Below are 12,804 nucleotides of genomic sequence, written 5' to 3' on the forward strand. Positions count from 1 at the left end.
TGACCTATGGATGAATCAATATATATTCCTTAGCTATGGCCAGTGGATCAAAAGTCGCTGTATACAGCGCAATTATTGGGAACAGCATTGTGATGGTGGCAAAGTTTATTGCTTTTTTTTTCACTGGATCGAGTTCTATGTTGTCTGAAGGTATTCACTCTTTTGCCGATGTGAGCAACCAGTGTTTGTTAGCCTTAGGCATACAAAAATCTCAGCGAAAAGCGGATGCCCGGCATCCCTATGGCTATGTTAGAGAGCGTTATATATGGGCGCTTATTTCTGCTGTGGGTATTTTTTTCTTGGGCTGTGGTGTAACCGTTTATCATGGTGTACATGGTTTGTTTGATCCACATGAAATTGAAGATTATACACTGGCCTTTGCAGTCCTTGCCTTTGCGTTTGTGGTTGAGGGCACCACATTCATCATTGCATTAAAAGCAGTACAAAAAGAAGCTTTAAAACGACAGCAGAGTTTTTTTTCCTATTTTAAGGGGGGTACCGATCCCACTGGGGTGGCTGTGATTTTGGAAGACGGTGCTGCTGTGTTGGGTGTTATTATTGCAGCAGTAGGGCTGACCTTCAGTTACCATACGCATAATCCATTTTGGGATAGTATGGCAACCATCATGATTGGCTTACTGTTAGGCGTCGTGGCAACATTCATTGCTGTTAGGACAAGAGGCTTATTGATTGGACAAGCCATACCGGAAGTAAGTCGAAAAAAAGTACTTGAAATATTACAAACTGAACCAGTGATTGATCAAGTTTACGATATCAAAACAGCCATTATTGGAGCACAAGATCTTCTTTTTAAAGCAGATGTTGAGTTTGATGGGGAAAAGATTGCAGAAAAATACATACAAGATTACGACTTCAATCAACTGATAGATGATTTAAAAACAAGAGATGATTTAAGAAAGTTTTTGCTAGAGTATGGTGATCATGTGATAGAAACTTTAGGGGATGAAATTGATCGCATTGAAAAAAAAATCAAGCATGAAATCCCAGACTTGAAGCATATTGATCTGGAAGTTAATTAGCGCGGTTCAGATTTTATGGTAAGCAGTAATTTTTTCGAATCTCTTCGTTCTTGCGATCTTACTACTCTAAAACTAGTTAATGAAACCAGTCTGATTTTTTTTGAAGTATAATTTATAGTGTTTTCAGATGCACATTATTGAATTTTTTTAAATGGAAGTAAAAGAATTTTGATCAAACTGTGTTCTGAAGATTTTCTAAAATAAGACAAACCAATGGTTGAATCATTTTTAAATTGAGCTTGGTAAGTTTTAAACAAACGATCCCAAATGGATAGATTAAAGCCAAAGTTTTTATTGGCTTCTTCATGGTTAACAGAATGGTGAACAATATGCATTTGCGGCGTTACCAGTAAGTAGCGCAAAATACCTTCAAATTTTTTAGGAATATAAAGATTGGCATGATTGAACATGGCTAAAAAGTTTAAGATGATTTCAAAGACAATAATTGCTGTTACAGATATGCCTAAAATAACAACAAACATAGATTTATACAAAAGCGACGCCAGGATTTCTACCGGGTGAAAGCGTAAAGCACTGGTTGCATCTAGATCAATATCTGCATGATGCACTTTATGAAAACGCCAAAAAATAGGAATTTTATGTGATAAAACATGCTGAATATAAATCGCTAAATCTAAAATAATAATTGAGAGTACAAGCTCAAGCCCTTGATGAATAGAGTAATGATTAAAAAAACCCAAAGAATGCTCTTTGGCATAAAGCGCAAAAAAAATAAGCCCCGTAGGAAAGATAAGTTTTATTAGAACGTTAGAGATAAGGGTCATGAGTGTATTGGCAGGCCAGCGTTCAAATCGTTTTAAACTTCTTGGGCGGTAAGATAAAAAATATTCTAATATGGAAAAAATAACTAAACCCAATAGAAAAACAAAGAGTCGGATATATTCTGGTTTAAAAATGAAGTTAGGCACAGTTTAGTTTAACCAATCTTTCATACCTTGACGATAGTCTTTTACATTTAAACTCATAGACTGCATTATTTGAGCAGCTTTATTGGAACGGACCCCAACCCAACAATAAACAATATAGGTTTTGTTTGGATCTAAAGCTTTAAGCTGATCAGAAAAATTAAACGAAAAATAATTAATGTGAACAGCATCAGCAATTTTGCCGGTTTTATTTATTTCCCAAGCCGTTCTTAAGTCAATCAGTATGGGACGGTCTTTTGTTTTTTCTTGGGCTAAAGTTTTTTTTATTGTTTGTTTGGAAACGGTTTGCACTTGGGGTGCAGCAGGCTCTTTTAACCATACAATCAACCATAAAAAAGCAATGCTGAGTAATGTGATGAGAGCAAGGAGTAATTTTTTTTGTTTTAGCTGTAGGAGCATAGCTTTTACTTAACCTGTTTTGCTCTAGAAATCCATGGATTATAGCTTAGTTTTTATTCATACGATCTGCGCTTGATTTGTTTAGTAAGACTGAGCCAGTAAAAAGTATGTATGGGGAAATTAGGAAAGCAGCAGTAGCATTGGTTTTTTGTCTTGTCTCTGGGGTGCTGGCTCAACAAAGAGCCAATGTAGTTATCTTGGTTGATGTTTCTGGTAGCATTGCTTACATTCTACGGTCTATTCATATTGCAAAAATCATTGCCCAGGATACATGTATCAGTCAGAAATCTGATGGCAGTAGAGTGGCTATTTTAGGTTTTGGGCAAACCGTTAACACCTCGTATGACTTTTCTAGTTCATCGTCTTAAATTAGAGAAAGTTGGGATTCATCTTGGTCTATTGATTTGTATGAAGGTCTAAGTCACAACCAAACACTTATTACGCCGGCTTTGCATGAAGCTGAGCACTTGCTAGAAAAATCACAACAAGGGCATAAAAATATTGTTGTTATATTGGATGGGATGTTTGATGACCGAAACGCCATGATTTTAGAAAGGGAATATTTCAATACTACAGGTATTGGCGTTGTTGCACTTGCAGTTCCTATTCAAGTAACAGAGTCTACACCCTTTAATGAATATGAACCAATCACCGATCCATGCAAAAACATGCCCCATCGTTAAGGAATCTTCTCATTGAAAACAAGAAAAATCTGCAATACATCTCTGATAAGTACATTGAAAGCCTAAGTCAGTTGCAAGCCTTAATTTTTAAAGAAACCTTGCGTTGTTTTAAAGCTTGAACTTTGGCCGGTAAAAAATTAGCACTACCTGTCTAGCGTATACAGTTTTTATTGGTGAGATTTTGATGAGAGTGGTATTTTGTTTCAACCATGGCCAAAAAAAGAAAATCAACACTTTATCCAAAAACATCCGTTATTACTGAGGGTTTTGATCCTTCTTTATCCGTTGGTTCAGCTCGACCAGCGGTGTTTAGAAGTTCTACTTTTGTTTTTTCTTCACCAGAAGCAGCAGAAAATGCTTTTGCCATTGCATTGAACAAAAAAGAAAAAGAAGCAGATGAAATACCCGAATTAATTTACTCGCGTTTATCGCATCCCAATGCCGAAATTTTAGAAAAACATTTAACCCCGCTTGAGCCCAGGGCAAAAGATGCGGTGGTATTCAACTCAGGCATGGCCGCCATCTCAACATTACTGCTGGCTCTTAATAAACCCGGAGAATCATTTGTTTATACCACGCCACTTTATGGCGGAACCTACCACCTTATTAATGAAGTGTTACAGCCTCTAAATATTCAAGGTATTGAGGCTCCGGCAAAAAGTCTAAACCAAGTATTGACCACGATTAAAAACAATAAAACCATCAGTATGGTATTTGTGGAAACTCCTTCCAACCCTAACTTACGTTTACTGGATATAAAGCAAATTGCTCAGGCTTGTAAAACCCACCCTAAACAACCTTTATTGGTTGTGGACAATACCTTGATGGGACCAACCTACCAGCACCCGATTCAATTAGGGGCAGATTTAGTTGTGTATTCTGCCACAAAGTATTTGGCTGGTTTTAGTGATATGTTGGGTGGCGTGATTTTGGGGAAAACCATAGAACATTTAAATGCCTTGCGTGGGTATAGAGCTCTTTTGGGTAATATCATGCAAGCTGATGAATGCTGGATTTTGGACAGTCGCTTGCCCACAGTCCAGTTGCGAATGGAAAAACAAAGTAAAAATGCGCAAAAAATTGTTAAAGCCATTCATCAGCATCCAACAATAAAACAAGTTTATTATCCAGGTTATTTTACGGATTCCAAACAACAAACCTTATGGGAAGATCAGTGTGGGCAACCAGGAGCTTTATTTTCATTGGTTCTAAAAGGAGGTAAAAGCCAGGCCTTTAATTTTTTAAGACATCTAAAGATTATCAAAAATGCGGTGAGCTTGGGTGGAATGGAGTCTCTTGCTTGTCATCCTGCCAGCACCACCCACAGTGAAATGACAGATGAAGTGTTAAAAGAAAACGACATTGATCAAGGCTTGGTTAGAGTGTCAGTAGGCATTGAAGACTGGCGTGATATTCAACAAGATATTCAGCAAGCTTTAGACAAAAGTGATCAGATTTAAGGTTTAATTCGATCCATCAATCTTGGAAACGGAATGGTTTCTCTGACATGATGTAAGCCACAGACCCAAGCGACAGCTCTCTCTAAACCTAAACCAAAACCAGCATGTGGAACGGTACCATAACGGCGTAAGTCCAGGAACCATTCAAAATGTTCTTTGGGTAAATCGTGGGCAGCTATGGCTTGTTCTAAAACCTCTAAATTCTCTTCACGTTCACCACCGCCAATGATTTCACCATAACCTTCTGGGGCTAAGACATCAACAGATAAAGATAGCTTACTGTTTTCTGGGTCTTTTTTCATATAAAAGGCTTTGATCTCTGCTGGATAACGATGCACCATGATGGGCGTATCAAACTCCTTGGTTAACATGGTTTCATCATCTGCACCAAAATCATCTCCCCAAACAATATCACTGCCTAATTCATGCAGTTTTTTAATGGCGTCATCATAATGAATGCGTGGAAAGGGTTTTTGAATTTTTTCTAAAAGACTGATGTCTCTTTCTAAAACTTTAAGTTCCTGTTGACGGTTTTTTAAAACACGACCCACAATGTATTTTAAAAACTTTTCTGCCAAGTCCATGTTATCGTTTAATGTGTTGTAGGCCACCTCTGGCTCTACCATCCAAAACTCAGTCAAGTGTCTACGGGTCTTGGATTTTTCAGCTCTAAAGGTGGGGCCAAAGCAATAAACTTTGCCAAAAGCCATGGCTCCCGCTTCCATGTACAACTGACCGCTTTGGGTTAAATACGCTTGTCTGTCAAAATAGGTGGTCTCAAAAAGGTTGGTGGTTCCTTCACAGGCGGAAGGGGTAAAGATTGGTGCATCAATCAAGGTAAAATCTTCTTGATTGAAAAAATCACGAATGGCATTGACCAACTCGTGCCGTATTTTTAAAATGGCATTTTGGCGTTTTGAACGTAGCCATAAATGCCGGTTTTCCATTAAAAACGCCACACCATGTTCTTTAGGCGTAATGGGATAATCAGTGGCTTCGCCAACAATCGAGTAATCTGTAACGCCAATTTCATAACCGAGATCTGAACGTGAATCTTCACGAACTGTTCCAGTAATCGTTAAAGACGTTTCTTGGCTTAAGTTGGCAGCAGCTTCAAATAACTCTGATGAAACGTCGTTTTTACCAATCACACATTGGATAATAGCACTGCCGTCACGCAATTGAAGGAAGTGAACATTCTTACTGCTACGTCTATTATATAACCAGCCTTTTAAACAAACGGTTTGATTAACATGTTGGCCAATATCGGCGATACGAGGAGATAAAGCTGTTGTCATGATTTAATTCTTCCAGTGAAACGATAGGTTGGCTTCAACGCTATCCAAGTTAAGGGTTACGTCATTCATCAATTCTTCTTGTTTAGGAAAGAGTACTTTGTAGTTGCGTGACCAAGGCGTGATTTGTGGGTAAAAATAACTCAGCATCAATGCATCTCCTTGCAAGTCTTGAATATGCTTGGGCTTTGCCAAGCTGCCATCGGCTTGAACCATTCGTACTTTCCAGTTGCGGGCATTTTTTTCAATTTTGGATAGTTTGTGATTGTTGGAGAAATGAAAGACAAGAAAAGTATAATGCTTTTCATTTTCCAACATTTGTTCCTGTAGAAGTTCCTGTTTTTCTTCTGGGCTGAGGCGGTACTTATTGGCAAACTCATTGACATATGCACGTCTCAGGGATTCACTTAAAAATACGGCTTGGGTCTCAAAACGTACTTTTTCTATGGTGTAGGCCCCCTTGCTGCGGGTTTGATGGCGTAGGTTTTTGTGGTAGTCACTGGAATACTGTCCAAAAATATTCACTTTATGCGCGCAGCCTTGCAAAAAAGCTAAACATAAAGCAAAGTATGCAACCCAACGTATGCTCGGTAATTTTATCATGCGCTAGCTGATATACCTTGAACTTATGAAGAGTGCAAAAACTTGCTCAAATCTTTTTTAATTCTAAGAAAGAACTTTTTAGGAATTGTTAAACCAAGAGCCTGGCATTTCTTTATGCAAAATCACTTTTCATCAACCAAAAGTGTTGTTTTGTTTCAATTCATCCCATCTAGGTCGCCCACAGCCAAAAGCTTAGGCTTCATTCGTGGGCTAAAACATTTCTTGAATTTAAGTAAGTTGTCTAATTGTTGCGCAACAAGAGTTAATATATTAGTTTAGTCCAGAGTTATAAAGTTTATGCTAAAAAAGGACGTACAATGCGTGGAGAAGAATACACATATTTTGAAGCTTTAGAGCTGGGTTATCAATGGCGATCAGCCAATAGAACCGTCACGGAAACAGATATTGTTAATTTTGCCGGTTTAAGTGGTGACTTTAATAGAATTCATACCGATGCTGAATTTGCCAAGGCAACAGAGTTTGGACAAAGAATAGCCCATGGCTTGTTGGGTTTATCAATTTCTTCTGGTTTACAGACAACAGAAGCTCCTTGGGCAATTGTCGCTTTTGCCAATTTAGAATGGAAATTTTCCAAACCTATTTTTATTGGTGACACTGTTCACAGTGAAAGTAAGATCATCAAACTAAAGGATCTTGGACGCAGAGGCGCGGGAATCGTTAAGATTGAGCGTAAATTGGTCAATCAAGATGGATTAGTCACGCAACAAGGTGTTTGGACCTTAATGGTTGGGAAAAAACCCGTATGAACAGCAAGCACTTAGAGAATAAAAAAATTCTGATTACCGGTGGAGCCGGGTTTATAGGTTCACATTTGGTTGAAATTCTGTGTCAGAATAACCAGGTAACCATATTGGATAATTTTTCACGTGATGCACTTAAAAATACTCAACTGGCTGAGCATCCCAACGTTAGTATTGTCAAAGGAGATGTTTGTATTCAAAGTGACGTTGAAGCAGCCTGTAAAGATAAAACACATGTGATTCACTTGGCCTCTATTGCCGGAGTGGATACGGTTTTGAAAAAACCGGTAGAAACCATGACCATTGCTTTACTGGGCACATACCATATTTTAGAAGCATGCAAAAAACAGGGCTCAGTAGAACGAATCATTGATTTTTCTACCAGCGAAGTTTTTGGAACTTACGCTTACAAAGTAACTGAAGGCAATGCCACAAGCTTGGGTGCAGTAGGTGAAGCCAGATGGACCTATGCAGTCAGTAAGTTGGCTACTGAACATTTGGCCCATAATTACTGGCGTCAATATGGTTTGCCTACGTGCTCCGTGCGGCCGTTTAACATTTTTGGCCCCAATCAAGTAGGTGAAGGTGCTATTCATCGTTTCATTACACGCGCTTTGCGCAATGAAAACTTGGAGATTCACAACGATGGTGATCAAATCAGATCTTGGTGTTACATCGATGATATTGTTGATGGCATACTGTTATGTTTAACAGCCGATAAGGTTTTGGGTGAAGCCTTTAATATTGGAAACCCACAAAACACACTGACCATTTATGGTTTAGCCAAAGAGATTATTCGTTTATCTGGGTCAAGCTCAGAAATCACCTTTAAAACTTGGGATCAGCAAGATGTTGAGTTACGCATTCCTGATATCAATAAGGCCAAAGACCTTTTAGGTTTTCAGCCTAAATTTGATTTGGAAACCGGACTTCGTAAAACGATTGAATGGTATAGAAAAAAATAAGTCCGTAAGACTTGATTAATTAACAGTGTAGACAAAAATATCAGCAAAGCGGTCATAGGTTTTAATGTCATAACGCGGATAGCGACTTTGATTGAGAATAATTTCTATGCGTGTTGTTGAACCGGTTTGCTGAGTATGAATACTCTTAAGCATTTGGTCATTAATTGAAATACGTGAGCGAGCTTTACCTTTGTCAACGCTTTTAAAATCGATGCGTATGCGTTTAGGATTAGACAAGCGACTGACATTTGGTTTGTTGAGTTTTTGTGTTGCAGAAATTGAAACTTTATAAAACGCAGCTGTCTTAACATAACCGAGTTGAGTTAATCGTGTTTTGGAAGAACGTGTTTTTTTAGGGATATTTTTTTTCTGGATTTTTTTGGGGGGAGAGACTTTTTTTTGTGAGCTTTGTTTTACACGCTTATTTTCAATAGCTTTTTGTTTGTCTTGTCTTTTGACATCTTGAACACTGATCACTTTTGGCAGTTTGTCTTTTAATTCTTGGCTGTTAGGTAACAGTTGTCTAAACTTTTTATTAACCCCCAGCTTGAGAGCGATCAAGGCTAAAAAGAGTGCCAAAATACCCAAATATCTTTTTCTACGTTTTTTTTTTCGGTTTTGTGCCATTTTGGGCAGCTGCATTTCAACACGGGTTTTTTGTGCCAAGTCATTGGATGGCGAGGATTTTAGTGTTTCTTCATCCAAGGTCACAGCAACAAAATGCGGATTTTGATCCGGACTTTGTAAGGCCAAATGCTCTAAAGAATTTAAGTCGGTGATAATTGTTTTTTCTGCAAGGATGGCTTGAGTTTCTTGCTCAATGGGATCTTGAGTTGAAGTATTATTTGGCAAGGCTTGCTTTTCTTGTTCTAAAAGCGCTTGCAGGTCTTGTTTGTTTTGCTCTGAAAGGTCAATAAATTGTATAATCATACCTTTTTGACCTTGATTATTTTGGCTAAATTTAAATACTTTCCCACTTAACTTTAAGCCTTGATCAAAATTTAAGATGAGCTCATCACCAACGGAAAACTGTGAAGAGCTTGCCACCATCAGGCCCTTTGAGTTGATTTTAATAGCCATTTTAAGAACTTTAATATTCTTAACAGGATGTGATATTTTTAATTGTATGGCCATGGTAAGATGATGAGATTTAATACTATCTAAAATAGAGGCATAACTCAAGTTAGGTCCAAAAAGCAGATTGAGTAAAGTCTTGTTCGTAAAATAATTGACCCGTAAATTTATGATCAAGCAGTGCTATAACTTGTTTACTTTCTGATAAAGCGTGCTAGAATGCGCCCATGTTTGGAACGACTGAATTACTTTTAGTTTTGGGTGCCGTTTTATTGCTTTTTGGTGGACGCAAAATTCCAGAACTGTTTGAGGGTTTGGGCAAAGGTATTAAAAGTTTTAAAAAAACGATGAAAGAAGATGATGACCAAGAAAAGCTGGATGATTCAGATCAATCTAAGTCATAATTTTTTTCTTTTATCTTTGTGAAGTTATTTTTAAAAATTTTTGTTGTTATTGCTATAGGCCTTGGAGCCTTCTATTTGGCATTTAAAAATGTTGATTTCAATCAAAGTTTAAGTGTTTTTAAGGATGCACCACTGAGTTTACAGATAGGTGTGTTTTTTTGTTTTTTTTTAACCCATATTTTTAGAACATTACGCTGGAAGTTTTTACAAGAAGACTTGCATACTGTTCCTGTTATGGATGTTTATGCCATCCACAGTATTGGTTTTTTAGGTATATTCATTTTACCATTTCGTTTGGGAGAGCTGGTTAGGCCGGGGCTGTTAAAAAAACAGCAGGCAACACCTCTTTCTAAAACATTAACCTATGTTTTTATTGAGAGAGTTTTTGATGGCATTGTTGTCTGCGCTTTATTCTTTATAGGGATTGAAATCAGTTTAAAACAAGGGTTGATTTTAAGTGCAGAGCAATCAACTAAAATAGCATTTTACCTAAATCAAGGTTTAATGCTGTTTTGTGGTTTGAGTGTTTTTTTATTGTGTATTGCTTTTTTTATACAAAAAAAACAACATACCGTATCTAAACATTTTTTATGGAATCGTTATGGGCAACATATTGCAAAAGCATTGACAATAGTTCTATCATCTAAAAAAAGCCTGATGACTTTTTTCTATTCAGTTTTAGTTTGGTTGGCTGCTGTTGGCGCTTATTGGTTAATGTTTAAAGCATATCAGTTTCCATTAGGTTTTTTTGCAGCCATGAGTGTTTTGGGTTTGTTGAGCTTGGGGCTGATGATTCCTGGTCCTCCAGGCTTTATTGGAACCTTTCATTTTTTCATTCAAATTAGCTTAGCTATTTTTTTGATTGATGCTAGTCATGCCATCGCTTACGCAAGCAGTCTCTATCTTGTAAATGCAATTTATATTATTTTATCTGGAGTATGGGGCAGCTGGTATATGTCCGTGAATATTAAAGATATACAGGGTTTAACAAAACAACAGCAGGTGTGATTTAACAAGGATTAATTTTTTGGTAAGAAACTCTATGGATAAAAAAGAGCATAAAGAAGGAATACAATTGCTGCCCATGGGCATTATTTATTTTATTCTTTTTTTAATTGTTTGGTTTGTCGATCAAAAGTACAAAATTATTGCTTATCAAAATTATCAAGATGATATAGTACTGTCTTGGAGCAGTGATATTGTCTTTTGTATTCTATTTGCGTCAATGGTTATTGTGTTCTCTCAGGTTTTGGGCAGCTTCTCTAAGCTTTTTCACAACCTCGAGCAGTTATTTCAAGAGATTTTAGGTGACTTATCTTTGCAGGATATTTTTTTTATTGCAGCATTTTCAGCTGTTTGTGAAGAGTATTTTTTTAGAGGTTTGCTTCAATATTATTTGGGCCTGCTTCCAGCATCGTTGATGTTTGGTCTGTTGCACAGTGGACCCAGTAAACGATTTTTGCCATGGACAATTTTTGCTACAGCCATGGGTTTTATTTTAGGAAGTTTATACATGACGTTTGATAATATTTTTATACCCATAGGCGTTCATTTTTTAATTAACTTTATTAACTTATGTTTCATGCAACAAAAAAAATTGAGCCCTTGAATATAGCTGATTTTTTAGGATAGATTTTGAAAATCTTGAGCATTAAAATTACAGTTTAAGGCCGTTAAGAAAATGTTTGGGTTCTGGGGGTTGAGCTTAAACGCTTGTTGGAGGTGGTACTTTGCTTGATCAACTTTATGTTTTTTTTGTAATAATTTAGCCATAAGAATATGTATTTCTGAATGCTCTAATTTTTTGAGCCAATGGGCCAAATGGTATTCAAGTTCACTGTATTTGTTTTGGGCATAAAAAATATCTTCAGTTAACTTAAGTAAGTCTTTAACATCTATGGATTGGGTAATAATAGAGTCAATATAGTCTAAAGCTTCTGAGTGATATTTATTTTGATGTAAAGCCTTAGCATGATGAAGCTGTAAATCAGGATTCTGAGGATCAAGAGCTATGGCTTTTTCAGTTAAACTTAAATAATCAGCATGAGAATCTTTGTTTTGAAGCTCATCCAAATGCTTTTGATAAAGGTTGATCAAGATACTTTTTGGCGCATGTTTTTGGCTAACCAAAGTTTCTAGATGTTTACGAGTTTTTTCATTGTTTCCTTGTAAAGCATACGCTTTATATAAACCATAATGGGCAAGCGGTGCGGTATGCCTGTTGAGTAAGGCTTTTTCAAAGTGTTCAATACCATAATCATCGAGTTTTGCATGTAAAGCATCAAAACCAATCTCAAGATAAAGCTGGTGCAAATCCTGCTTGTTTAATTGAGGGTGAGAAAGCAGGTTAGCATGCAGCTTAAATGCCCGCTGTGCTTCTCCTTTTAAACGCAACAGTTTACCTAAAATTAAATACGCTTTAACATCATTCCTATTCTGTTTAATTTTATGATCAAAATACTCAATCATGTCATCATAAAAATAATGATGATCTTGACCTAAGGGGTTTCTTGAAAAAATAGACTGCGCAAGTGAGCGTAAGGCTTCTAACATCACGGATTATAAAGTCGTTGACTTGGAGTCGATATGGGTTTGCTCCAAATCTACATCTTGGGGATTGTTTTTTTTGCCGGTATCGGTTTGGATAGAGGCAGAGGATTGTTCTAAGTCGTTGACCCAAGTGTTTGAAGCTTCATGAGAAGGGCTTAATTTTTTTTGTAGAGGGTTGTTGCGCAAATCATCCACTTCTTTTTGCAAGCGTTGAATTTCTTTCTGTTTTTTTCTAAGCTTGGCTTTGCTACGAAACACTTCAACAATAAAGTAAACACTGGCCAAAGCAAAACCGGCACAAAAAGATAAAAGAAGAGAAGTCGCTAAGGGGTGTTGAGGGGATAACCAATGCAAGAATTGAATTTGTATGGGTTGAGAGTTTTCCCAAAAGAAAAAGAAAAATACAGTAACAACAATAAATACCAGCAACAGTTGTAATAAACGTCCAATACTCTTCATGCCCATCAATGTACGTTTTATCCGCAGAATTGTAAAATCTTTTTTTGTTAGTAGCATTTATCGTTATTGATGAGAATACTTAAGAGGGGTCTCAAGCTATACAAGCTATACAATCAATTTCAGGCCTCTTAAGCTTCTCTTATTCATTCATGCAAAAAACTTGG

At 37.0% G+C, this 12,804-nt stretch carries 16 protein-coding genes; 9 read left to right on the forward strand and 7 right to left on the reverse strand.

The window, feature by feature from the left end:
• The first annotated feature begins 35 nt into the window (after positions 1-35).
• Positions 36-1,040 carry a cation diffusion facilitator family transporter gene (locus MRY82_02840; protein ID MCI5071866.1) on the forward strand — a complete coding sequence of 335 codons (1,005 nt, stop codon included), beginning with the start codon at positions 36-38 and terminating at the stop codon, positions 1,038-1,040.
• Between the two features lie 134 nt (positions 1,041-1,174).
• Here the strand turns inward: MRY82_02840 and MRY82_02845 are convergent, their stop codons facing one another.
• Together MRY82_02845 and MRY82_02850 are read right to left on the reverse strand one after the other, a co-directional pair.
• Positions 1,175-1,969, reverse strand: coding sequence for a sterol desaturase family protein (locus MRY82_02845; protein ID MCI5071867.1), 795 nt, complete (start codon positions 1,967-1,969; stop codon positions 1,175-1,177).
• A gap of 3 nt (positions 1,970-1,972) precedes the next feature.
• On the reverse strand, positions 1,973-2,386 hold the full coding sequence (locus tag MRY82_02850) for a rhodanese-like domain-containing protein (GenBank protein ID MCI5071868.1): 414 nt from the start codon (positions 2,384-2,386) through the stop codon (positions 1,973-1,975).
• A gap of 107 nt (positions 2,387-2,493) precedes the next feature.
• Here MRY82_02850 and MRY82_02855 point away from each other — a divergent pair, with 107 nt between their 5' ends.
• The 3 genes from MRY82_02855 to MRY82_02865 all read left to right on the forward strand — a co-directional run bounded on the left by MRY82_02855 (position 2,494) and on the right by MRY82_02865 (position 4,529).
• Positions 2,494-2,754: a VWA domain-containing protein gene (locus MRY82_02855; GenBank protein MCI5071869.1), complete on the forward strand. Its 261-nt coding sequence runs from the start codon at positions 2,494-2,496 to the stop codon at positions 2,752-2,754.
• Positions 2,755-2,790: 36 nt separating this feature from the next.
• Entirely contained in the window at positions 2,791-3,069 is a 279-nt protein-coding gene (locus MRY82_02860) for a hypothetical protein (GenBank protein ID MCI5071870.1), read from the forward strand.
• Positions 3,070-3,278: 209 nt separating this feature from the next.
• Complete coding sequence (locus MRY82_02865) at positions 3,279-4,529, forward strand: PLP-dependent aspartate aminotransferase family protein (protein MCI5071871.1); 1,251 nt, start codon at positions 3,279-3,281, stop codon at positions 4,527-4,529.
• Here MRY82_02865 and asnS read toward each other — a convergent pair.
• Together asnS and MRY82_02875 are read right to left on the reverse strand one after the other, a co-directional pair.
• Positions 4,526-5,827 carry an asparagine--tRNA ligase gene (gene asnS, locus MRY82_02870; GenBank protein MCI5071872.1) on the reverse strand — a complete coding sequence of 434 codons (1,302 nt, stop codon included), beginning with the start codon at positions 5,825-5,827 and terminating at the stop codon, positions 4,526-4,528. The two genes, MRY82_02865 and asnS, sit on opposite strands and share 4 nt — an antisense overlap.
• A 3-nt stretch (positions 5,828-5,830) precedes the next feature.
• Positions 5,831-6,427: a hypothetical protein gene (locus MRY82_02875; GenBank protein MCI5071873.1), complete on the reverse strand. Its 597-nt coding sequence runs from the start codon at positions 6,425-6,427 to the stop codon at positions 5,831-5,833.
• Between the two features lie 317 nt (positions 6,428-6,744).
• Here MRY82_02875 and MRY82_02880 point away from each other — a divergent pair, with 317 nt between their 5' ends.
• On the forward strand, positions 6,745-7,194 hold the full coding sequence (locus MRY82_02880) for a MaoC family dehydratase N-terminal domain-containing protein (GenBank protein ID MCI5071874.1): 450 nt from the start codon (positions 6,745-6,747) through the stop codon (positions 7,192-7,194).
• Complete coding sequence (locus MRY82_02885) at positions 7,191-8,153, forward strand: GDP-mannose 4,6-dehydratase (protein MCI5071875.1); 963 nt, start codon at positions 7,191-7,193, stop codon at positions 8,151-8,153. Before MRY82_02880 ends, MRY82_02885 begins: the two co-directional genes overlap by 4 nt.
• A gap of 15 nt (positions 8,154-8,168) precedes the next feature.
• On the opposite strand, the gene MRY82_02890 is transcribed toward MRY82_02885, so the two are convergent.
• Complete coding sequence (locus MRY82_02890; protein MCI5071876.1) at positions 8,169-9,404, reverse strand: AMIN domain-containing protein; 1,236 nt, start codon at positions 9,402-9,404, stop codon at positions 8,169-8,171.
• Between the two features lie 50 nt (positions 9,405-9,454).
• On the opposite strand from MRY82_02890, the gene tatA reads away from it, so the two are divergent.
• The 3 genes from tatA to MRY82_02905 all read left to right on the forward strand — a co-directional run bounded on the left by tatA (position 9,455) and on the right by MRY82_02905 (position 11,240).
• On the forward strand, positions 9,455-9,631 hold the full coding sequence (tatA, locus tag MRY82_02895; protein MCI5071877.1) for a twin-arginine translocase TatA/TatE family subunit: 177 nt from the start codon (positions 9,455-9,457) through the stop codon (positions 9,629-9,631).
• 75 nt (positions 9,632-9,706) lie between these two features.
• A complete protein-coding gene (locus MRY82_02900; protein MCI5071878.1) occupies positions 9,707-10,639 on the forward strand; it encodes a flippase-like domain-containing protein in 933 nt (310 codons plus the stop codon).
• A 34-nt stretch (positions 10,640-10,673) separates the two neighbouring features.
• Positions 10,674-11,240, forward strand: a complete 567-nt coding sequence (locus tag MRY82_02905) for a CPBP family intramembrane metalloprotease (GenBank protein ID MCI5071879.1) — start codon at positions 10,674-10,676, stop codon at positions 11,238-11,240.
• A gap of 14 nt (positions 11,241-11,254) precedes the next feature.
• Here MRY82_02905 and MRY82_02910 read toward each other — a convergent pair whose 3' ends face one another.
• A complete protein-coding gene (locus tag MRY82_02910; GenBank protein MCI5071880.1) occupies positions 11,255-12,184 on the reverse strand; it encodes a hypothetical protein in 930 nt (309 codons plus the stop codon).
• Positions 12,185-12,190: 6 nt separating this feature from the next.
• The gene (locus MRY82_02915) at positions 12,191-12,640 is read right to left on the reverse strand and encodes a LapA family protein (GenBank protein ID MCI5071881.1); all 450 of its coding nucleotides are present in this window, start codon (positions 12,638-12,640) and stop codon (positions 12,191-12,193) included.
• Positions 12,641-12,804 lie beyond the last annotated feature (164 nt).

The sequence above is a fragment of the bacterium genome, from assembly GCA_022763185.1.
Classification (GTDB): domain Bacteria; phylum Bdellovibrionota_G; class JALEGL01; order JALEGL01; family JALEGL01; genus JALEGL01.